Raw genomic sequence first — 21775 nt, forward strand, 5'->3', positions numbered from 1 at the left:
TTTTAACCAGAGGTAATTATCAATTATCCATTATCAATTATCAATTAATGAAATTCACTCTATAACTTTAGTAGTGGGAAGAAATAATATATAGTACCCAGGAATCAAATATAAGAATTTAACTATTCTTGAAAATTCTAGAATATATAGCAGATTCTCCGTTAATGTTCTTCAATTGATAAAAAGAATATTTTTTCCCTGTTCCCTATTCTCTATTCCTTACTCCCTGCTCTCATCAATATATGTACTTTATCAAGTAGGAAACTGCTATAAAATACAGTTTTTTTTCGCCTCCCTGTTCCCTAAAAATCTACAATTTCTCACAATTCAAACAGATATTGCTTAAGCATTCAGTTATTACCTGTCAGCTCTGGTGCTTTTGATACCAATTTTATCTGAGGTTGTACAAGATTATAAAATTCATTAATTTATCTGTCTTGAATATGTGGTCATTATTTTGGCAATCTGACTCGCTTGCAGTTTAATTTCAATTTGGTATTAAGAATAAGAAACACTTACAGTATAAAGTTATATTGATACTTTTAATTATTCCTCAATCTCTCAATACCAATTACCCCAATCACTCAGAGTGATTTAATAACTAATGGTTAATGGCTCAGAGCTCGCTGCTGAATGCTTACGAGATTGCTATAGCTGCTTTATCCATTCAACAATTACTGAGTAAATATTTTTCCAAATATTCCCAATTTTTATGACCATATTCTTCTCGCAGAGCATCTTTTAGATTAGTATCAATAACTAATTCTCCATCTTCACTACCTTCGAATAGATATCCATGAGAAAATATCTGTTGTATATCTGTGAGAGTATATATTAAACTAGCAATAGAATAATGTTCTTCTACCCATTCAATAGGAGTAGGTATTTCAGAACTAACATTTATTGGATTATTAGTGGTAGATGTCATAATTTTATCTCAGTAAAGACCCTGAATGTAAATCAATTCTTTATCTAAATAGCTCATAATACATCATCATAATGATTTATAGACTAATTTCAGTGAAGCTAGTCAAGTAGATATTGTGAGAAATTTTGCTGTCTTTAGTGATTTAGATCAATTGGATAGTTAGGTCACTTGTGAGGCTACGGATGTTTATTAAAATAGATATATTTGAGAACTAGATAAAATGAATCAAAACATATTTTATGGATAGTATTTTTATTCAAATAGTTGCTTATCGCGATTTAGAATTGGTTCCCACAGTTGAAGAGGCGATCGCCCACGCGACTCATCCTGAACGCCTCACTTTTGGTATTTGTTGGCAGTATGGTACGGATGAGGAAAAGGACTATATTAGTAAACTTAAAGGTATAAAAAGTTGTCGTATCATTGTAGTTACTGCTTCTCAAGCTCGTGGTGTAGGTTGGGCGAGGTCTTTGGTGCAGAAGTTATGGCAAAAAGAGAAATATACTCTACAAATTGATGCCCACATGAGATTTTTGCCTGGGTGGGATGTGGAATTAATTAAAATGCTGAAAATGTGCCCCAGTGAAAAACCACTTCTGAGTACCTATCCTCCTGCTTACAAGCCTCCTAGAGAATTAGTTGGGGATACACCGAGTAGGTTAGAAGCAAGTAAGTTTGGAGATCCTGGTACTTTAACTTTAAGAGGAATAGGCGATTTAAGTAAATGTAGCACTCCGCAATTGGGAGCTTTTGTTGCGGCTGGATTTATTTTTGCAGAAGGGTCAATTATTGAGGAGGTACCCTACGACCCAGATATTTATTTTACTGGAGAAGAGGTATTATTTGCTGCTAAAGCTTGGACGAGGGGATGGGATATTTATCATCCTAATCTGAGTGTTTGTTGGCATTTTTATAATACTGGTAAAAAGCGGGTTGTGCATTGGGAAGATCATAAAGATTGGTGGGTGCAAAATAAGGTATCTGAGTCTCGTTTTCGTCAGATTTTGGGAATGGAAACTACAACAGAAAATTTTGGAATTTATGGGTTGGGAAATATCAGAAGTTTGACAGAGTATGAAGCATTAGCGGGTGTGAGTTTTAAGGAGCGTTGGTTTATTAGTTTTATTTAGGGTAGTAAGATTTCAAATGTAAGAAGGAAGTTAGTCAAGTACACAAGTACAAATGTGAAAATTTTTGCCTTTAAAAATGTTAAAAAAATTTTAGAAGCGGGTTTAGTCGAAAGCCTTGAGAAATTAGCGATGTAGTCCTAAAAAAACGCCATAAATTTGTTGCGTTTATTTATGTTCACCTACTTAGAATTGTTATCTATTCGGTCAAAAATCAAGTATTGTAAAATGATTTTATTCGATCAATCTGTAGTCGAGCAAAATTATTTGTATTTTTTATGACTAGGTTAAGTAATTAGGCAAAATTATTTGTATTTGTATATAGGTTACTCAGGTATATTTTCTTTTCCCAGTTGCAGTATTCCCTATTTCCGATCTCTAGTAAATGTTAAATTAATTTTCCAAAGGTAATTATAATCCTGTTGATATATCAGTTCTTATATTAATGAGATACACTATTTTTTTCTTTTCCCTATTCCCTATTCTTTAAAAACCCAAACTTATGTATCTCACAAATTTGAAAATTGCTATATAAATTCATCATAATTCAGTTTCAGATAGAGTACCTTCAGAAATTGTCATTGGTTCAATTTCCATTTCTAAATTTTCCTGATTACCCATTTCTCGTATCCATCTCAACAGTGTATTTGCTAGCCTTGTTGCTATGACAGTTCCTTCAAAGTTAAAATCAGGATTTTGTAAACCTTTACCCAACATTTGCTTACCTATATCTGTAATAAAAACTAATACTGCTCTATTTTTTACCTCAATTCTAATTGCTCCTGATTTTTCTAATTCCTCATATACTCCTTGATATTTACCTATTTTTTTTCCGTATTTTTTCCGTTTAACTCGAGTAGTTAATTCACTTTTTTTTACTCCTATAGCTGTTTCTCCCTCTCCTCCTAAATCCCATAAAGTAAGCAGTAAACGAGTTTTATTTATATCCTCAATGCTTTCCTCTTCAATAATTTCCTTATCATGGTCTAAATTAATACTTGTTTCTGTTTCTAAACTATGATTTTCTGTTGACATCTCCAGATTTCCTTATGTATATTAAATCATTAATAAATGCTATTGAGTAGACTCATATTTTTGTTCATTTAATCTGCCCATGACCAATTAAATGATTAACCAATTTAAAATTAAAATTTAAGTAAGCATTCCGCAGGAAATGAAATTGCTTATCAGCTAACCTTAGTAGTTGTTTTATTCCTTCAAAAGCTGACAGCTAAATGCCTACAAATTAAACTATCAGACAAGACTCTAATAGCTCTTAACTTCAAAATGCAGAAATGCTTATAGAGAGACAAAGCTAAATATTCAGTATTTTCTGTGCCATATCTATAGTTTGACGCATCTTCCCTTCACAATTAATCAATGCAGAAGATTCTGCATTTGTCAAGTCTACCTAACACTTTTTTAACTCCCTGACTTTTAAACAAATAGGGAATCCCTAAGAAAATATTTTCCAAACCATATCGCCCTTGAAGATAGATACTATAGCGCTATGTCTAAGTCAGAAGTTCCTAACTGAGTTTGAGCATTGATCAATGTCTTAACCTATTTGCGTAGTGCTATACAAGGTAAAAATTGATTTTGATTTTTTAAGATCGAGTCTATAATTAGGGTTTGCTGATTAAATATCAAAGCATTTACAGATAAAGGTTTTAGGCTTTTTAAGTGGTGAAAAAGTACCAGATTTTAGCCTGATCAGGCTAAAAAAGTGAGTATCTTGGGTTTGGTAGAGGCACCCAAGTTAAGAGATAATTTTTCCTTTGTAAATCTTCTACAACTCCTGATTGCTTTTGAATTTTCACTACTCTCTACTCCCTACTCCCTACTCCCTACCTTAGCAAAAAGACTTTTGAGCGCAAGCCCTAATTAAACTTCTTCATATTGTTGGTGTATGGTAGATACTACCTCTATTCATCAACTTGACAATTTCTTTTCCAGCATTAGGAATTATTTCAAAAATTCTGGAAATAGTACAGTGACTTTATATTATTCCTATTTTAACTGCTGCCCTATTCCCACACTCCTCTAAATAGCCTACTCAAGAATGTAGAAAAATTTTTGAGATTTGGTATAAATTATCTAATTTGTGGATTTGTGGAAGAACTTAACATAAAATTAGCAGGAGTTTCCTATCGTAATTTCTCATTTAAAAGAAAACTCCTGCTTTTGATATATTCTTAAAGTTTATGGAAAATTTTACTCAAATTTTTCTAATTGGTCTAGTCGTAACCAGATATTCGGAGTGGGTACTTTGCCAAATTTGACAAAAGCATAATCTCCTCTAGTGTCAACAATTTCTCCCTTACTCTCAAATATATAAGGAGGAAACCTATTGTCACTTGCTTTAGCTTCTAAACTATTTTCTAGTTTTTCTCGGACAACGCGAACTAAACTACCTTTTTTAATGTCTGCCATATATACTTTCCAGTTCTTGTTTTTTCTATATTAAATTCTATAGCAAATAAAAGGTTGGTCAGGACATATACCGATGGTAAATCTTAACTTTTCCCATTATTACTTGTTCTCTATTGCCTGCTATAGTTCCAAACTATATCAATTTAATAAATGTTTGTTACAAATGGTAGAAGCAAGGAAGAGAGAAGAATGAATAAACATCCAAGAAAAGATGCAAAAATGATAGATATAGCTGTCTAGAATGAATTGCAGAAGCTATTTTTAAGTATCTCTGATCGAGATTAACCTTTTTGTACCATTCTTTTTTCAAACTCGTATCAGCTTAAGTTCGTTTAATTATCAAAAAATCATATCCTGATTTACCCACGGCAAATAATTTATTCTTTATCAGTAAACAAGCAATAGTTAATTAGCATTCCTCCTTCCTCATTCTTGTTGACATTGAGGACAAAAATGAGTAGATCGCCCCCCCAATTTAATTTTTTCCAAAGATGTATCACAAATGCGACATGGTTGACCATCACGATTATAAACCCAAGCTACACCCCCATAATTACCATTAACTCCCTTAACATTAAGAAAGTTGCTGAAAGTTGTACCACCTGCATCTATAGAAGTTGCCAAGACTTTGAGAATAGCTATATGTAATTGTTCTACTTGGTTTTCAGTCAAATCTTTGCACAAAGTTGTTGGTCTAATACCACTTAGAAATAAGGCTTCATCAGCGTAGATATTGCCTAACCCAGCAATGGTTGTTTGGTCTAAAAGGGCTGTTTTAATTGGTCTGTGCCTTTTGTGTAGTTTTTTACTAAGGTACTCAAGAGAAAATTCTGTGGAAAATGGTTCTGGGCCTAGTTTTTTCAGACCAGTGATAATTTGTGATATTTCTGTTGCTGCTGGTACTCTCCACATCTGACCAAAGGTACGTTGATCTACAAATCTTAATTCAGTGGAATTTTTTTTCCCCTCTGTTGATTGATGACGAAAAAATAATCTAACTCGCGTGTGTTTGTGTAGCCTTTCTTCTGAATTTACCCATAGGAGTTGGCCTGTCATTCGTAGATGTACACCTAACCAACCATCCTGCTTTTGTCTAATCTCGCTAAGTTTAGGGGTTTCTCGATCCCATTTGTAGAGTTGGGCGAGTAAATATTTGCCTCGTCGATGCCATTGGGCGATCGCTTTTCCCTCTAACCCACCTAAAAAATCAACAATAGAAACAGGGTGAGCAACTGTGCGTTCTAGCAACACTTCCCCACCCAATATTTGTTTATTGAGAGTCAGTTGATTTAGACCTCGTTTTACTATTTCTACTTCTGGCAGTTCTGGCACAGTGCTAACTATTTCCTACAGCTTTTTAATTATATAGATACTATAGAGAATTTTTTTCTAGTTAAGCATTTATCTGGGACAGTTTTTGCCTATTTTTGCTTGTTTAATTTAAATTGCTAAACTGAGCTTTTTCTATAGCTTTAGGTTCCAAGAACAGTTTGAGCCTAATTGTTTACCTTTCGGCGCTTATACTTCTACCACTTCATTCATACCAAAGTTATTAGTGTTAACGCCAGATGCACTACCACTAAAACCTGTGTAATTTACTTTATCAAAGCGAACAATAACTGGGTACTTAATGCCACTTTTGTCAACAGAAGCAACTGTACCAATTTCCTGATACCAGTAGGATTCTTTGCGTAAAATCCGAACTTTAGAACCACGTTGAACCATGAATTTTTTTTCCTTTATATTAAGTATGGTAAAACTGTCATCTCATCCTATATCTTTTAAGCCTTATATTTTTTTAAGTTTTGTTGCAATTAATTTAGCCAGGATATTTGAACAAAATGGGCAGGACGACCCCACAAATCTTGAGTAATAGAAATATCTATCACTCTCAGGTTAAAAGGAATAGCAGTTGTGAGATATTTTTGAGCTAAACTGCCCAATTCTGGTGCTAGTTGTGTCGCTACCGTAGCTGCAATACCAAAACCTAAAAGTTGTTCAATTGGTTTTGGGGGTAAAAGCATATTTATACCTAGAGCAAATCCAGCAGTGAGAGTCATTGCCACTGATAAATTTGTGCCACATCTAGGATGTACTGCTAAATTCCATTCTCCGGAAGTAATTCGCTGTAGCGCTGTTTCTACTGCCTGGTTTAATTGGGATGGGTCTATTGCACCGTACAGATAAAATCCTTGTGGTGTGGACATCCCTCCAATTGATTCATTAGAAGCTGCTACAGTTTCTGAGTTTGCTAATTCACTCAGTACCCAAACTGTAGCGTGTTCTAGAGCATGAACTTGTCTAATTGTCAATATCTCTTTTAAACCAGGAAAAAATTCTAGTTGCTTAAGAAAATCGCTATCTTGTGTAGGATGAGGGTAAAAGTCAAAGGGAAACTGATGATTTACAGATGAAGTTGAGGTGCTTGTTGTCATAGTATGTTTTTCTTCTTGAAAATTGCCTATTTTGATAACATTCCTATCGTATTTGTGCAAAAAATATTCTGACAAAAGAGAATAGTTAAGAGGGAATGGGGAACAGAAGTAAAAGTTAGATAATTTTTATCTATCTTTTGAATTTTTTACCAGTGATTTAGGATTGCTATAGATTTAATATTCCTGTAAAAATCGAGATAAATTCCTATTTTCGAGATAAATTCCTATTTTAATTAACTATTTTATCTCAAATAATTTTATGATATGAGTAGAAAATTATCTTAGCTATTTTACTCAAATTCTAGCTTGATTACTGCTTCTAAATTCTGAATATCATAGACATTTATCTGAATTTTTGAGGTACTATATAGGTTCACTGAATAAGTCTAAGAATATTATCGAAAAATCAAGGTATAAAGCCTCTCGATTCATGTAGAAAAGAAATTATTTTAGCTAATTCTCTTATGAAAAAGAAGAGGCAATTATTAATTATTAAATGTTTTCCGTTTGTCATACCCTAGCATTTGGTCATCGCTGACATTAAAATTATTAATTGTTGAACACTAAAAGGCTTATAGATTTTTTTTCTTAAACAAAGTGTCAAAATTATCCCCTTTGCCTGTTTCAAAAATCTTGCACTTCTAACAAACCTAGCCTCAAAAATATCAGATTTTTTTTTCTTACTCCTGTGTATTCCCCATTCCTTCTAACTAGATCCTTCTACCCATCTCCGAAATACTTATTCAGTAGACCCAAATTATTTTTTTCCCTATTACTTGTTGGTAATTAAGTTGTTTCATCAACAGTTAATGCAGTAACAATCAACAGCAAATAGGAAATAGCAAGAAATAGAGATAAATGTATCTCACAAAGAGTGAGAAAGGTTATATTATGTTTGTTCTTGTCTTTGGCCATTACGAAATACTCCAGGAAATCGCTTTCCTTCAGAATCTATAATAATTCCTACGCCATGAGGTACTCCACCCCTTAGCTCCCCTTCATAGCGAATTCCATTAGGATATGTACAACTTCCTTTGCCATCTAGTGCTTCGTTATAAAAATCTCCTTGACACCGTATTCCATTAGCACGGGTAAACACTCCTGGTCCAAAAGGATCTCCAGCAAAGAATTCTCCCTCATAGCGATCGCCATTAGCATAAATAAATTGACCTCGACCCGTGGGCTGACTACTAATCACACTACTAGAGAGATTTTCTACTAGGTTAAAATCTCCAACAAAGCGATCGCCATTCTCAAAAATAATTGTCCCAGACCTAATTTGTCCATTTTGGAATACTCCTGTCACCCTAGCGTCATTGGAGAAGATAAAAGTACCTTGTCCATTAGGAAGACCATTCCGAAACTGTCCTTCGTAGCGATCACGATTAGCATAGACATATACACCAGTTCCTTGTGGCCTTCCATTAACAAAATCCCCAGCATAATTATCTCCATTGGGGTAATTACACTTCACTCTGCCTGTAGGAGGGTTCCCTTCACAAAAAGGTGCTTCTGTTTGTTCTTGTGCCATTAATGGCTGAGGATGGCACATGATAATTATGTATCCTAGGCAAGAACCTGTTAATATTGCTTTCCTTAGTTGTTTTATTAGTAGCAGCATGGTGTTAGTATCAAGCTTGCTGATTTATATATACGGTTTTTCTAATTTCGCTGTTTTCATTATATATTCATTGATATATATTTGTTTAGCTCAAAAAAACATCTTCATATAAGATAGACCTTGATTTTCCCACTCTTACCCTCTCTGGATAAATTTATAGTAAAGGAACAATTACTTCAAGTTCGGATACCTGTAAGATTAAATAGAGCTTCTATCTTAATAACCAAAGGTATTTGGGAATCTTCTTATAAAATTTAAATAGCCCTATAACTTTGAAATCTATTTAATTCAAAACCTTTCTAAGTCTCATAATCTATTAATTTTTAACTAGGAGAGTATTAAAGACTAATCATTACCTTTATATTATTCATCTCTGAGTTTTATAAGAGTTTTGAAGATTCATTGAAAAATTCCCAAACTTTCTGAGCAACAATTTTTTTATTGTTCTTTAGAAGTTATTGGCTTACTTCCAACCTCTTTAGGAATTTCCACACCACTTTGCTCAAATACAACAATTGGTTCAGCTCCCTTCTTCAAGTCAACTCGCTTTACCAATACCTGGCCATTTGCCAGCCTTTGCCCGATCTTCACATATCTACTGGTAGGTTCGGTAGGAACTTTAACAATAATCTGCTTTTGGCTCCCCACTTGTACAACCCCACTAACTTCTATACCATCAGCAATAGTAGTATCTGGTGGTGGTGGTGGTGGTGGTGGTGGTGGCGGTGGTGGTGGCGGTGCTGGCGGAAAACCCGGCCCTCTCCACTGAGCAGGTGGGCTTCCTGTTATAGGTAATTCGGGTAAACTTGGTACTTGTTGAGTAGATGAAGTTGGCAACTCTGGGGGTTTTGGTGGTGAAGATATGGTTTGTGATTGTGTAGTACCTGAAGGATGAGATGTAACTTTCGTCTCTGTATTACTATTACTTCCCAATGGTCTTTGTTGACTGGTTCTTTGTTGTGGACTACTTTGTTGTGGACTACTTTGTGTCGGTGTATTTGATTGAGGGGAAGTTTGCCGTGAACCTAAGTTTTGATTTGCTTGATTAGTTCTCCTTGTTTGAGATGACTGTTGTGGAGTTTGTTGTTGGGAAGTTTGCCGCGAACCTACAATCTGGTTTGTAGGTTGAGTTATCCCTGGTGGTGTCCAAGAGGAGGGAGATTTAGTTTCTGGTAGATTCGGAATATTTGGTACTTGTTGACTGCTTAGTTCAGGAAGTTGGGTAAATATGGAATCACCAGTAGTTTGATCGGAGCCCTGACGTGGAACTGGAATATTTGGTAAACCTGAGAAAGGATCTTTTGTATCTGGAATTGTCGGAATAGAAGTTTGTGTTTGAGAGTTTGTGTTAGTTCGAACTTCTTGCTTGAGGGATTTAGTTCTTTCATTCGGGTCTGTAGAACGAATTAAATCTGTTGATATTTCCGACTTCTGGGGAACATCTGGAGATGGAAAAGGTCCGTCAGTAGGTTTTGGAGATGGAGATTCTGGAGGTTCTAATGTTGGGCTAGGGGAAGCTTGTGGAGTATTCGCAGTAGAACTGTCTCTACCATTGATAAAAGGAAGAGAGTCACATCCACTTATCCAGATAGATAATATACTTGCTCCTGCTGTCAAGAAAAGTTTACGCATTACGATTCTGAAAAATCTAATATTGCACAGGATAGCATTGACATCATACCTACGGATCGCTTGAGCAAAAACTCTAGATTCCTAGAAATGAGGTTAGGTTTTCCGAAGCATTCCATAGGAAGGCTATTCTGAAATAGGGTTTTGGTTTCTGCTGCGTCTTGCCTCTTGGGGAGGTGCTGCGCTTTTCATTTCCCGGTGTGAAACATGGCACTTGATTCCAAAGCCATTTCATCTTTCTGGTTTTGCGCTTGCTCGACAGAGTGAAACTACTAGCCTAAAAATCCTGTCTATAGTAACAGATTACTTTTAGAAGTGCAATATTAATTGGTATTTATCCCAACGGTATGATAATTTGGCTAAATCGTGGTCTACTGAAGTACAACAACTAAATTTTGTTATTTTTGAGGACAAACTCAAAAATAACAAAATTTAGGAGGGTATTAGAGCTAATTCATCAACTTACGTGAAACTGTAGTCTTACCTATACTATGTGATATGTGTGAGGCAGTTAGACTCTAACTTAGCAATAATTCACCCAAGTCTTGCAACGAACTAGGTCTCCCAAATATTTACTTTATTGGGTCAGCTTTTATTCTTGTTGACTTAAGCCACTATTAAAGAAATGAGCTATCCCGCTCTTAGGAAAAACTTAACTTAACTAAAATCTGCCTTTTTGAACCTCAACCAATGGTTAATATTGTTCAGACAGACTGACTATTCATAGTACCTAGTACCGCTACGCGGAAGTCTGAATTCAGAATTCAGAAGTTTTGATTGGTAAGACTTTGAGTATTTTGTCATTGGTCACTTATTTCTGTCATCCTGCACTAGTCTACCTTAGCCAAAGCAAAATAGTGTTTTTGTCAGGTCTGATAAACGATAAAACTAACAACCACGTTCTACAAATACAGAGTTTCTAGGTTCAAATACTGAAGTAGTGGGTGATGGTCTAATACGGCCTTGTTGAGCTATATCCAGACTCTCGTCACTTGGTACTATTCTTCTAACATTTTGTTGCCAAGTAACAGGAGATTTAGTTTCCGGAAGGGTAGGTAGACTTGGTAATTGTTGGCCTTGTATCTCTGGTAATTGGCCTACGGAAGATTCTTCTTGTGTTAATTCTGGCACTGGAATTTCGGGCACAATAGAAAATGGGTCTCTGGTCCTAGGAACAAATATTGTTTCCGAAGGACTTTGATTTGTTGTATAACGATCTGGCTGATTTTCGAGGTTTTCCTTTAGAGATTTTTCTCTTTCTTCTGGATCGGTAGATTTGATTAAGTTAGCGACTGTATTGGACTTTTCCGGAACTTCTACCGATGGAGATAGTGAATCAGAAGATGGAGGGGCTGAAACCTGAGCCAGGATTTGCTGATAAAAATTGCTGGAATCTGATAATCTTATCCCTTGCATTTCCTCATCATTAAAGGCTAGGGATTCACATCTAAGTATCCAGAAAGCTAATATTCCTATACTGACAAAATACAATAGCTTGCTCATTTTTAGGTTTTGTTTCTGTTTAGCAATATTATTTTAGTTTATTGTTAATATTAGGGTTGCTGGTAGTTCCATCATCAAAATTTTTAGTTTTTATCAAAAAAATATCACAATTTCATTATTTTTCAGAATTTCACAAGATTTATTTATCCTTATTCTTTGGTTTAAATTTTTATTTTTTCCTAAGTAATTTTAAAACTCGCAATTATCATAAGTAATCGGACATAATTATGGCTGAATTAGTAAATCCGAATCCTTATTAAATCAATATTTTTACCGTTTTAGTTATACCAAGGACAATCAATGTTTGTTAAAAATAGTTAGGCTGTTTCTAGGAGTCTCTGAGTCAGAATGAACAGCTTAAATAGCAATTCAAGTTAACTATGATAGATGGGGAAGGTGGAATAGTCAGAATTTGATGTTGGTTAGAAATTATTTGTTAAGTAAAGGTTAAATTCTTGTTTAGATTTGCTGAGGTAGGAATCTAGAAAGTTGCTGACTCTAGATGAAAGTTATGGGTTGTAACCCACCTAGATTAACCATTCTGGCTCTCTTAATAAGATTTTATTTTTTATTAGAAAAGATAAACAGAAGCCTACAGTAACGTTAACTTTCAGTTGAGGAGTATATCACTACAGATTTTGTGATTTCTTTCTGACTAATTAGCAGTAGTCCCTTTCCCATATATTCAACATCAACTTAAAACCATTCTAGCGATGATTTTAAGTGAATTTTATAATTTTATTTATTAAGATATTATATAACTTTTTTTTTAATAAAATCAATCCAATTTATCATAGAGAAAAAAATACTCAAGTATAGTATTTTGAGGTATTCATTATAAAACCGAGATGAGGCATAAAAGGTAATAAATTATGAATAATGGTTCTATATCTCCGGTTGTACTAATTATTCTGGATGGTTGGGGTTATCGAGAAGACAAAGATGGAAATGCTATTGCTGTGGGTGAAACACCTATAATTGATAGTCTCTGGCAAGCTTACCCAAGAACTTTAATTCAGGCTTCCGGGAAAGCAGTCGGTTTGCCAGAAGGTCAAATGGGTAACTCAGAAGTTGGTCACTTAAATATTGGAGCGGGGCGAGTTGTTCCCCAGGAATTAGTAAGAATCTCTGATGCGGTAGAAGATGGCTCAATAGCAAAAAACCAAGCTATTGAAAAGATTGGCCAAGATATAATAGAGCGTAATTCTAAACTACACTTAGTAGGTTTATGTTCCCCTGGAGGAGTTCATTCCCATGTAGATCATTTATTAGGTTTACTGGATATGGCTAAGGCAAAAGGAATTTCTGATGTTTGTATTCATGCTATTACTGATGGACGTGATACAAATCCTAAATCAGGAGTTCAGGTACTTAAACAGATAGAATATCATACTAATCAAATTGGTGTAGGTAGAATTACTACAGTTAGTGGTCGTTATTATGCCATGGATCGGGATAAACGATGGGATAGAATTCAAAAAGCTTATGAAGTGATGACCAAAGATGGTTATGGAGTAGGTAGTTCGGCTTCAGAGCTAGTACAAAAATCTTATGCCGAAGGTATAACAGATGAGTTTGTCATCCCAATTAGAGTAGCTCCAGGAGCTGTAGAACCTGGAGATGGAGTAATTTTCTTTAATTTTCGCCCAGATCGTGCCCGTCAATTAACTCAAGTTTTTGTAGATCCAGATTTTAATGGGTTTGAGCGCCAAAAAATTCAACCATTAACATTTTTAACTTTCACTCAGTATGATTCTAGCTTGCCAGTTTTAGTCGCTTTTGAACCTCAAAATTTGAATAATATTCTGGGACAGGTAATTTCTCAACATGGTCTACGTCAGTTACGGACTGCGGAAACTGAAAAGTATGCTCATGTAACTTACTTTTTTAATGGGGGTTTCGAGCAACCATTTGAGGGAGAAGACCGAGAATTGGTTCAAAGTCCAATGGTAGCTCATTATGATGAAGCACCAGAAATGTCTGCCAAAGATGTGACAGAAGTGGCGATCGCTGCAGTGAAAAAGCAAATCTATTCTCTAATTGTTATTAACTATGCTAACCCTGATATGGTGGGTCATACTGGGGTGATGGATGCTGCAGTAAATGCTATTCAAACAGTTGACCATTGTCTAGGAAAACTTTTAGAAAGTATTAGTCAAGTAGGTGGCACAGCGATTATTATTGCTGACCATGGAAATGCTGAATATATGTGGGACAAAAATGGTAGCCCTTGGACAGCTCATACTACAAATCCGGTGCCATTTATACTGATAGAAGGAGAGGGGCGTAAAATTCCTGGTCATGGAACTAGCGTATCTCTACGAAGTAATGGAAGTTTGGCGGATGTAGCACCAACTATTTTGGAAATTCTCAATCTGCCTCAACCTGCTGAAATGACTGGAAAGTCAATGATTGATAAGGCAGAATACGAGCTTCAACAAAATCGTACTCCTGTGCGGGTTGGTTTGTAAGCTTCCTTAACACCAATAATAGCGCTACGCACAATTTAGAATGTTATAATAAGAAATTCAGAAGTAGTTCCTAACTGAGTTTGAGCATTTATAAATGTCCTAACTAATTAACGTAGTGCTATATTAATGAATTTTTTTTACTGCCATTAAAAAATCAGAAGATTATGAATGTTGTTCAACTTGCGGAAATTATCTGGGTTATATCTGCTCTTGGTATTGTTATATTTGTCTTATTACACAGCCCTAAAGGTGATGGGATAGGTGGTATTGGTGGACAAGCTCAGTTATTTACTAGTACTAAGAGTGCAGAGATAACTTTAAATCGAATTACTTGGACTTTATCTGTGCTATTTATGGGTCTAACTGTACTTCTGAGTGCAGGGTGGTTGCCACAATAAGAAGTCAGAAGTCAGAAGTCAGAATTTAACAGTGAGAAGTTAAGTTCCTGCTGTGATTAAATTCGAGGGCTTGAGAATGTCCTAACCTTCCTAGAGACTACTTGACTTTCCCAGACAAATGTCTGGGAAGAATTTTTTGTTTGTAGTGTTGCTTTAGCCCTAACAAAACTTAAAAACAATCGAACCAGAAAACAGACTCGAATTATAGACAGGTAGATGCTTCTACATCAAAAATGTATACACCGTAGATTACTAAGAGAAATTTTTAGGGCATTGACATAATTCCCCTGTCTAGAATAACTGTGAGACATTTTTTCTGCCAGAAAATGTCTAAGTAACACTAAGATAGATAGGGCTGAAGCCCAACTACGAACTATTCTATTTTGATAAATTTCTGCAAACTATTAACTAATGTAGGAGGCCAACGACGAATATTAGTTACCCAGTCAAGGTCTTGATACCGAGGATCTAATCCTATAGCAGCTACCCAGTTACTCTCTGCTTCTCCCTTTTTGCCTTGTTCCCACAGACAAGCAGTTAATGCTGCCCGCATATCAGCAAAGTTAGGATATTTACGAACCAGACCTTTTATACTTTTTATTGCTTTTTGAGTTTCTCCAATTTGATAAAGAGCTAGAGAATAATTGGCACGAGCAAAAGCATATTCAGGAGCTAAGTCAGAAGCTTTTTTGTAATCTTCAGTTGCTTTTTCCCATTCTCCTAATCCTGCTTCTGCATTGCCACGGTTATTGTAAGCAACTGGATCTGTTGGATCTAATTCTATGACTTGATTATAATCAGCGATCGCCTCTGACCATTTTTCGAGTCTTTCATAAGCTATACCACGATTTAGGTAGGGATCGGGTGCTAAGGGTACTATTTCTATTGCTTTTTCATAATCGGATATTGCTTCTTCTATTCTGTTTTGGCTGAGTCTGATATTACCTCTGTTGCTCCAGATGGCAGGGTTATCAGGATATTGTTTTAGGATTTGAGTCCATAGTTGTTCGGCGTTGGCAAAGTCACCGCTGTTACTGGCGTTTAAGGCTTGATTAAATAGATTTTCTAGTGTTTCTAGTTGAGTAGGAGTGATATTTTGTAATTGAGTGGCAGCCATTACATTTGATGGGTTACTCAAGCAAAATATAGAGAATAAAAGAATTGTTATGAAAAGTTTCCGAATTAAGTGCAGCATATTGATAGTTTAGTTATCCGGTGTGTGAGTAACTTTAATAGAAAATTTAAGTATAGCAATATTATTGGTAATTGGTATAACAATTTTTAAGTTCAGGACTAACAGCTTTTTTTTAAGAAGAGGTAATTATTACACATAGGCGTGATAATTAAAAATCAAATCAATTATCGTACATAAATCATTAATTATTTCCCCCTACTCCCTATTTTCCGGAGAGGTCTATTAATTAGGGCTGGCTGATTAAATCTAGAAGCATTCACAGGTAAAGAAAAGCGCCTTTAATGGTATTGAGGGGGTGCAGGCTTTGAGGTAGAAAAGGTTCAAAAAGGAGCGCATTTTAGGCAAGAGTTGGGCAGAAAATCAAGGGACGATTCTTCTGACTACCTCTTCTCTAATTCCCATTACTCCTGAGTTCTGGATTATGAATTCTGGCTCCTGCCCTTACTACTCATACTTATTCAGCAAACCCTAATTATTAATTATTAATTATTAATTATTGAACTACCTATAGTAGAGTTTTTTGTTTTTCAACTTTTCCACCCTAGGTAAGCGTGTAGTAAAACAACTACCTTTTCCTAGTTGACTATCGACAGTAATCAAACCACCATGCTTTTGAGCAATTGTTTGAGCGATCGCTAACCCCAATCCAAATTTTTTAGCTTTGTAGGAACGAGACTTTTCTGCGCGCCAAAATCGTTCAAAGACTTTTTCGAGATATTCTGGTGCAATACCAATACCATTATCTTGTACTTTGATAATTAAATTAGATCCTAGAGGTTTAGCTATAATTTCAACCACACCCCCTAAAGGTGTATAGTAAATAGCATTCTTGATGAGATTTGTAAAAAGCTGTGTTAGTAGGACTTTATCCCCTCGTAAATATAAATTTCCAGCAATTTTATCTTTAAAATCAATTTTTTTTCGGAGAGCGTGAGGGTTGTAAAATTGCCATAATTTTGATAAAAGGGAGGTTAAATTAACAATCTCCCAATCGGGTTGAGTTAGTTTATCAGTACGAGCTAAAATCAGTAATCTTTCTGTAAGACGAGTCATTTGATTAGCAGCACTGCCAATCATTTGAAACTTTTCCGAATCTTTAGAACGTATCCCTTCTGAATATTTCAGTGCAACTGCAGCATTAGTTTTAATTGCCATTAGAGGACTACGGAGTTCGTGGGAAGCATCAGAAGTAAATTGTTGTAGTCTTTGAAAATTTTCTTCAATGGGTTGCATTGCCTGACGAGTTAACCAGATACCACCAAAACCACTTAAAACCAGAGATACGAAAACCCCCCCACCTAACCCCAAATCTAATCTGCGGGTAATGCTTTGCACTTCCGTTAATGATTCACTAACTCGAACGTAACCAACAAATTCTCCACTTTCGTCATCATTAACAGGTGTAGTCAACCCTTGAGCAGGGTAAGGAGAATTTTGTTTCTGAAGAGACTGACTAATATCTAGGGGTAAACTTAAGGGATATTCCCCTTGTTGAGCTAAGAATTCCCCTTCTACATCAAACCATTGTACTGCCTGATTTTGTCCTGCTATAATTTCCTCATCATCAGTTTCCACCTCTCCATCCTCAATGTCAATTCCAGTTGCTGCTGCTCTTGCTAGAGTATTTAGTCTATCAATAAGTTGTTGATTTAGACTGTAAGCAAAAGTGATGCGTACTGTGATAGCAAAGGCGGTTAAAATAATAGTTAATACGATTAAATTAGATAGTAATAATTGATAGCGAATTTTCTGAAACATAAGCAGTTATACTTGAGAAGTAAGAAATAATTTTATTAATAGATTGCGGCTTTGTTGCATGAAAGTGCTAGAAGCATTATGAAATAAGGATTTATCAATAAATATTATTAATGTAAAAGTCTTGTACTGCAAGGATTCCAGGATATTCGTGCAACAAAGCCATAGATTGCTAATATTAAGTGTGGAGTGGAGTAGGCATCTTGCTTGCTAACTCAGTTAAATTAAATCCACTGTAAATTTTAATTTCTGCAAATATATAATATTTTTTTCAATTGTGCCACAATTAATTGAAAAACGCCATACTACCTATTATTATATCCAGCATAGTTCAAACTTATCGTATAATTAGAACAATGAGAATTTTACTGGTTGAAGATGATGACCGAATTGCTAAACCTTTAGCAGAGGATTTAAGACATCAATATCATGCTGTAGATATAGCAGTTGATGGTATAGAAGGTTGGAATTATACTCAAGCTTCTGTTTATGATATTGTTCTATTAGATTTGATGTTGCCTAAATTAGATGGAATTACTCTTTGTAAACGTTTACGCGCTGCTAGTTTTAATGCTTTGATTTTGATGTTAACAGCAAAAGATACAACTACTGATAAAATAATTGGACTTGATGCTGGAGCTGATGATTATTTAGTTAAACCCTTTGAAATTGAAGAATTAGCAGCACGAATTAGGGCTTTATCTCGCCGGACTCGAGAAACTAAGCCATCAATTCTTAGCTATGGAAAATTACAACTCGATCCTAGTATTTGTGAAGTTACTTATGAGGGAAAAGTTATTTCTTTAACCCATAAAGAATATATGATTCTAGAACTATTTTTAAGAAATCCTCATCAAATTTTAACTCGTTCTGCAATACTAGAAAAGTTGTGGGAATTTGACAAAATGATTGAAGTTGAAGAAAAAACTGTTAAAACTCATGTTAATAATTTACGACGTAAACTGAAATCTGCTGGAATGTCAAAAAATTGGCTGGAAACTGTTTATGGTACGGGAGGGTATCGCCTTCTTGATTGAAGAATTTTGCGTTGGTGAATTAGTGTATGATATTAATATTAATTATTTAGGAGTCAGGAGTCAAGAGTCAGGAGGAAAGAAGGAAGAAGAAAGAATAGTAGACGGAGAAAGTTTTTTGTTTGCGCTCTTATCTGGACAAGAAATCATACCTCAAATTAGCAACGCCAAGAATTTAATTGGGGTAATACTAAATCTGGGCTTGGTGATTAGGTAATGCTCTTCAATATTTATGAACCGTACAACTATAGTTTTGTTTATAGATATTTGAGACAAAAGCATTATGCCTTCACCAACGGTGGATTTAATATTCCTTTAACAGACAGTCTCTGAAAGGATGAAAAAAGGAAAGAAAAAAGTTTTTTGACTTTTATAAAATTAACTTTTGACTCCTGGACAGTAGGGACTAGCAGTACTTTGAGATTTTTTACACCGAAAATGGCTTCAAACCCAATATTAGCAAGGGAAATACCTCTCAGTGGTGAAAATACCTGTTTGCGTAGCATGACCTAGGAAAACCTAGATATATCAAGAAAACATTTGATTGAAGGTAAAAAAATTACTGTATAAGCTTTTGAGCTTATTTTTAACCTATTTTTTTCTAAAGTTCCGCTAGAGAAATAAAAAAATATCTGACAGAGCAGGAAATCTTTTCCAGTTCTTTACATTCTCCAACTATAAGTATCTTAATCAGGCTAAAAGTTCAGCTTTAAACATACAATAAGTACCACAGCTTTTACTATTGGCCAGATAAAAATGAACATTCTTATATAAATATTGGAGAACAAAAATGCCATTTCTTCCAGATTTTGACCAAGCAGAATTTGAGCCAGGTGCTGCTATTGATAATTCTTACTTCCCCTTAATTCCAGGGACAATTTTTGCCTATGGTGCTGAAATTGAGGATGAGGACGATGATGATGACGATGATGAAATGACTGGAGAGTTCGAGGATGATGACGAGGACGATGATGATGATGAGGACGATGATGATGATGAGGACGATGATGATGATGAGGACGATGATGATGACGAGGACGATGATGATGACGAGGACGATGATGATGATGAGGACGATGATGATGATGAGGACGATGATGACGAGGACGATGATGATGATGATGATGATGACGAGGATGATGATTTCCTAGAGAGTAATCAGGTCATTGTAACTCATGATACGAATGAAATTGAGGGGGTAGACACTGTAGTTGTTCGTGACGTTGCTTGGGAAGAAGGAGTCTTAGTTGAAGATACCTTTGATTGGTATGCTCAAGATACTGAAGGTAACGTTTGGTATATGGGTGAGATTGCCACTAACTATGAATATGATGACAACGGCAATTTAATTGGCACAAATAATAATAGCTCTTGGGAAGCGGGAGTTGATGGAGCATTACCTGGTTTTCTGATGGAAGCTAATCCTGAAGTAGGGGATAACTACTTTCAAGAGTTTGCTCCTGGCATTGCTGAAGACCAAGCTGAAGTGCTTAGTCTCAATGAATCAATTGAAATAGACTTAGACGACTACGAAAATGTTCTGAAAACTCGTGAATTTACTGAACTCGAACCTGATGTTTTTGAGTTCAAATATTTCGCTCCTGGTGTTGGGCAAATTTTGGCGGAAGAAGGAATTACAGAAGAAGGAGGAGACCCAGAACTCTCTCCAGAATTGGTGGGAATTTCAACTTTGGCAGAAGCGACACTTCCAGCTTTACCAACAGCTAATTTTGAGTCTAGTGCAGAAATTAACAACCCTTACTTCCCCTTGAAACCAGGAAATATTTTTATTTACGAAGGTGAAGAAATTGACTCAGATACTGGAGAGCAGGAAGTTGAGCAAGAAGTTCTATTTGTGACAAATCAAACAAAAGAAATTCTTGGTGTCACTACTCGGGTAGTTGAGGAAAAGGTATTTGAGAATGGTTTGCTAACTGAGGAGGAATTAGCTTACTATGCTCAAGATACAGAAGGTAATGTCTGGCTCATGGGGGAAGATGAAATTGAGTATGAATACGATGAGCAGGGTCAACTGATTTCGACTGAAGAAGATTCCTGGCAAGCTGGACAAGAACAAAATTTACCAGGTTATGTAATAGTTGGTAGTCCTCAAGTTGGTGATGTTTATTACGAGCGGTTTCAGATCGGTGAGGAAGAAGAGCAAGCTGAAGTTATTAGTTCTGATGCTTCTGTTTCAACTGATTTTGGCAACTATGAAAATGTCGTACAAATTCGCGAGTTTTCTGAGTTAGAAGCTGATGAATCTGAATTTAGTTATTATGCTCCTGGTTTGGGTCAGGTGTTAGAGGAGGAAGTTGACGAAGATGGTGAAATTGAATCCTCTGCTCTCGTAAGAAAAGTAGGTATTGGTGAAATACAATTGCCGGATATTAATGCTGTAATCAATGGATCTGACCAAGGCGATCTACTTCCTGGTACGGAGAATAATGATTTAATCATAGCTCTTGAAGGTAATGATACAGTTACGGGTGAAATTGGTGATGATGTTATCTTTGGCAATGAAGGAAATGATATTCTTCGTGGTGACACAAACCAGAACACTTCCGGTGGTGATGATATAATCTATGGTGGTGCTGGTAACGACCGCATCATTGGTAATGCTGGCAACGATATATTGATAGGAGAACGGGGTCACGATAAAATTCGGGGTAATGACGGTGATGATACCTTGGAAGGTCGTCGCGGGTTCGATATTTTGCTTGGCGGTAGTGGAGATGATATTTTGAAGGGTGGTCAAGGTCGCGATCGCCTCAATGGTGGGTCAGGAAACGATACCCTTACGGGTGGCGCGAGTATTGACCGTTTTATCTTTAATACGAATCAGGCATTTGATTCAAGCGTTTTAGGAGTAGATACGATTACTGATTTCGATTTAGAGCGAGATATTATACTTCTAGATGTGACGACTTTTGATGTGATTGAAAGGGGAACTAGCTTTGAAAGTGTGTTTGCTACTGTCAACAGCGATAGTGATGCTGAGAGCGTTGATGCTGTTATTGTTTACAACACCAATAATGGTAATTTATTCTACAATCAGAATGGTAGTGAAGTTGGTTTCGGTAGTGGAGGTTTATTCGTTAACCTTGAAAATCAAGCTGCACTTAGTGTTGAAAATAGTGCCGATAATTTTGTATTTCGGTAATTTCGGGGATGTAGCAAGACTTTTGAGAAATGGTATAACACATTTTTTTGACTACGGATTAAAATCCGTAGAGTCGCTTCCAT

General features: G+C 35.7%; 17 protein-coding genes. 6 read left to right on the forward strand and 11 right to left on the reverse strand.

Annotation, left to right across the window (positions count from 1 at the left end; genetic code table 11):
* Positions 1-667: 667 nt before the first annotated feature.
* Positions 668-928, reverse strand: a complete 261-nt coding sequence (locus tag ACP6PL_RS24175; RefSeq protein WP_426547852.1) for a hypothetical protein — start codon at positions 926-928, stop codon at positions 668-670.
* Between the two features lie 239 nt (positions 929-1167).
* On the opposite strand from ACP6PL_RS24175, the gene ACP6PL_RS24180 reads away from it, so the two are divergent.
* Positions 1168-2058, forward strand: coding sequence for a GlcNAc-transferase family protein (locus ACP6PL_RS24180; protein ID WP_426547853.1), 891 nt, complete (start codon positions 1168-1170; stop codon positions 2056-2058).
* Between the two features lie 537 nt (positions 2059-2595).
* On the opposite strand, the gene ACP6PL_RS24185 is transcribed toward ACP6PL_RS24180, so the two are convergent.
* The 8 genes from ACP6PL_RS24185 to ACP6PL_RS24220 form a co-directional block, all read right to left on the reverse strand.
* Complete coding sequence (locus tag ACP6PL_RS24185; RefSeq protein WP_426547854.1) at positions 2596-3090, reverse strand: hypothetical protein; 495 nt, start codon at positions 3088-3090, stop codon at positions 2596-2598.
* Between the two features lie 1179 nt (positions 3091-4269).
* Complete coding sequence (gene ndhO, locus ACP6PL_RS24190; RefSeq protein WP_426547855.1) at positions 4270-4488, reverse strand: NAD(P)H-quinone oxidoreductase subunit O; 219 nt, start codon at positions 4486-4488, stop codon at positions 4270-4272.
* Between the two features lie 426 nt (positions 4489-4914).
* Complete coding sequence (locus tag ACP6PL_RS24195) at positions 4915-5820, reverse strand: DNA-formamidopyrimidine glycosylase (protein WP_426547856.1); 906 nt, start codon at positions 5818-5820, stop codon at positions 4915-4917.
* Between the two features lie 186 nt (positions 5821-6006).
* Positions 6007-6213: a photosystem I reaction center subunit IV gene (locus ACP6PL_RS24200; RefSeq protein ID WP_426547857.1), complete on the reverse strand. Its 207-nt coding sequence runs from the start codon at positions 6211-6213 to the stop codon at positions 6007-6009.
* An 89-nt stretch (positions 6214-6302) separates the two neighbouring features.
* A complete protein-coding gene (locus tag ACP6PL_RS24205; RefSeq protein WP_426547858.1) occupies positions 6303-6923 on the reverse strand; it encodes a DUF6391 domain-containing protein in 621 nt (206 codons plus the stop codon).
* 889 nt (positions 6924-7812) lie between these two features.
* Positions 7813-8544 (reverse strand): MORN repeat-containing protein, encoded by a 732-nt coding sequence (locus ACP6PL_RS24210; protein ID WP_426547859.1) that lies wholly within the window; start codon positions 8542-8544, stop codon positions 7813-7815.
* Positions 8545-8982: 438 nt separating this feature from the next.
* Positions 8983-10176, reverse strand: a complete 1194-nt coding sequence (locus ACP6PL_RS24215; protein ID WP_426547861.1) for a hypothetical protein — start codon at positions 10174-10176, stop codon at positions 8983-8985.
* Positions 10177-11061: 885 nt separating this feature from the next.
* Positions 11062-11676, reverse strand: a complete 615-nt coding sequence (locus tag ACP6PL_RS24220) for a hypothetical protein (protein WP_426547863.1) — start codon at positions 11674-11676, stop codon at positions 11062-11064.
* A gap of 872 nt (positions 11677-12548) precedes the next feature.
* Between ACP6PL_RS24220 and gpmI the strand changes: the two genes are divergently transcribed.
* Both gpmI and secG read left to right on the forward strand, forming a co-directional pair.
* On the forward strand, positions 12549-14147 hold the full coding sequence (gpmI, locus tag ACP6PL_RS24225) for a 2,3-bisphosphoglycerate-independent phosphoglycerate mutase (RefSeq protein WP_426547864.1): 1599 nt from the start codon (positions 12549-12551) through the stop codon (positions 14145-14147).
* A 164-nt stretch (positions 14148-14311) separates the two neighbouring features.
* A complete protein-coding gene (secG, locus tag ACP6PL_RS24230) occupies positions 14312-14545 on the forward strand; it encodes a preprotein translocase subunit SecG (protein WP_426547865.1) in 234 nt (77 codons plus the stop codon).
* A gap of 373 nt (positions 14546-14918) precedes the next feature.
* Here the strand turns inward: secG and ACP6PL_RS24235 are convergent, their stop codons facing one another.
* Together ACP6PL_RS24235 and ACP6PL_RS24240 are read right to left on the reverse strand one after the other, a co-directional pair.
* On the reverse strand, positions 14919-15740 hold the full coding sequence (locus ACP6PL_RS24235; protein WP_426547867.1) for a tetratricopeptide repeat protein: 822 nt from the start codon (positions 15738-15740) through the stop codon (positions 14919-14921).
* Positions 15741-16241: 501 nt separating this feature from the next.
* Positions 16242-17498 carry a sensor histidine kinase gene (locus ACP6PL_RS24240; RefSeq protein ID WP_426547869.1) on the reverse strand — a complete coding sequence of 419 codons (1257 nt, stop codon included), beginning with the start codon at positions 17496-17498 and terminating at the stop codon, positions 16242-16244.
* A 353-nt stretch (positions 17499-17851) separates the two neighbouring features.
* Between ACP6PL_RS24240 and ACP6PL_RS24245 the strand changes: the two genes are divergently transcribed.
* The 3 genes from ACP6PL_RS24245 (at position 17852) to ACP6PL_RS24255 (ending at position 21692) form a co-directional block, all read left to right on the forward strand.
* Positions 17852-18532 carry a response regulator transcription factor gene (locus ACP6PL_RS24245; RefSeq protein WP_426547870.1) on the forward strand — a complete coding sequence of 227 codons (681 nt, stop codon included), beginning with the start codon at positions 17852-17854 and terminating at the stop codon, positions 18530-18532.
* Positions 18501-18746 (forward strand): hypothetical protein, encoded by a 246-nt coding sequence (locus ACP6PL_RS24250; protein ID WP_426547871.1) that lies wholly within the window; start codon positions 18501-18503, stop codon positions 18744-18746. Before ACP6PL_RS24245 ends, ACP6PL_RS24250 begins: the two co-directional genes overlap by 32 nt.
* Before the next feature lie 573 nt (positions 18747-19319).
* The gene (locus ACP6PL_RS24255; protein WP_426547873.1) at positions 19320-21692 is read left to right on the forward strand and encodes a calcium-binding protein; all 2373 of its coding nucleotides are present in this window, start codon (positions 19320-19322) and stop codon (positions 21690-21692) included.
* Positions 21693-21775: the final 83 nt, after the last annotated feature.

Source organism: Dapis purpurea BLCC-M126 (genome assembly GCF_050015975.1).
GTDB lineage: Bacteria > Cyanobacteriota > Cyanobacteriia > Cyanobacteriales > Microcoleaceae > Trichodesmium.

Excerpts from the sequence above, each read along its gene's own strand:
- ACP6PL_RS24175 (WP_426547852.1), bottom strand. The coding sequence starts at position 928 with ATGACATCTACCACTAATAATCCAATAAATGTTAGTTCTGAAATACCT.
- ACP6PL_RS24180 (WP_426547853.1), top strand. The coding sequence starts at position 1,168 with ATGGATAGTATTTTTATTCAAATAGTTGCTTATCGCGATTTAGAATTG.
- ACP6PL_RS24185 (WP_426547854.1), bottom strand. The coding sequence starts at position 3,090 with ATGTCAACAGAAAATCATAGTTTAGAAACAGAAACAAGTATTAATTTA.
- ndhO (WP_426547855.1), bottom strand. The coding sequence starts at position 4,488 with ATGGCAGACATTAAAAAAGGTAGTTTAGTTCGCGTTGTCCGAGAAAAA.
- ACP6PL_RS24200 (WP_426547857.1), bottom strand. The coding sequence starts at position 6,213 with ATGGTTCAACGTGGTTCTAAAGTTCGGATTTTACGCAAAGAATCCTAC.
- ACP6PL_RS24205 (WP_426547858.1), bottom strand. The coding sequence starts at position 6,923 with ATGACAACAAGCACCTCAACTTCATCTGTAAATCATCAGTTTCCCTTT.
- ACP6PL_RS24210 (WP_426547859.1), bottom strand. The coding sequence starts at position 8,544 with ATGCTGCTACTAATAAAACAACTAAGGAAAGCAATATTAACAGGTTCT.
- ACP6PL_RS24215 (WP_426547861.1), bottom strand. The coding sequence starts at position 10,176 with ATGCGTAAACTTTTCTTGACAGCAGGAGCAAGTATATTATCTATCTGG.
- ACP6PL_RS24220 (WP_426547863.1), bottom strand. The coding sequence starts at position 11,676 with ATGAGCAAGCTATTGTATTTTGTCAGTATAGGAATATTAGCTTTCTGG.
- gpmI (WP_426547864.1), top strand. The coding sequence starts at position 12,549 with ATGAATAATGGTTCTATATCTCCGGTTGTACTAATTATTCTGGATGGT.
- secG (WP_426547865.1), top strand. The coding sequence starts at position 14,312 with ATGAATGTTGTTCAACTTGCGGAAATTATCTGGGTTATATCTGCTCTT.
- ACP6PL_RS24235 (WP_426547867.1), bottom strand. The coding sequence starts at position 15,740 with ATGCTGCACTTAATTCGGAAACTTTTCATAACAATTCTTTTATTCTCT.
- ACP6PL_RS24240 (WP_426547869.1), bottom strand. The coding sequence starts at position 17,498 with ATGTTTCAGAAAATTCGCTATCAATTATTACTATCTAATTTAATCGTA.
- ACP6PL_RS24245 (WP_426547870.1), top strand. The coding sequence starts at position 17,852 with ATGAGAATTTTACTGGTTGAAGATGATGACCGAATTGCTAAACCTTTA.
- ACP6PL_RS24250 (WP_426547871.1), top strand. The coding sequence starts at position 18,501 with ATGGTACGGGAGGGTATCGCCTTCTTGATTGAAGAATTTTGCGTTGGT.
- ACP6PL_RS24255 (WP_426547873.1), top strand. The coding sequence starts at position 19,320 with ATGCCATTTCTTCCAGATTTTGACCAAGCAGAATTTGAGCCAGGTGCT.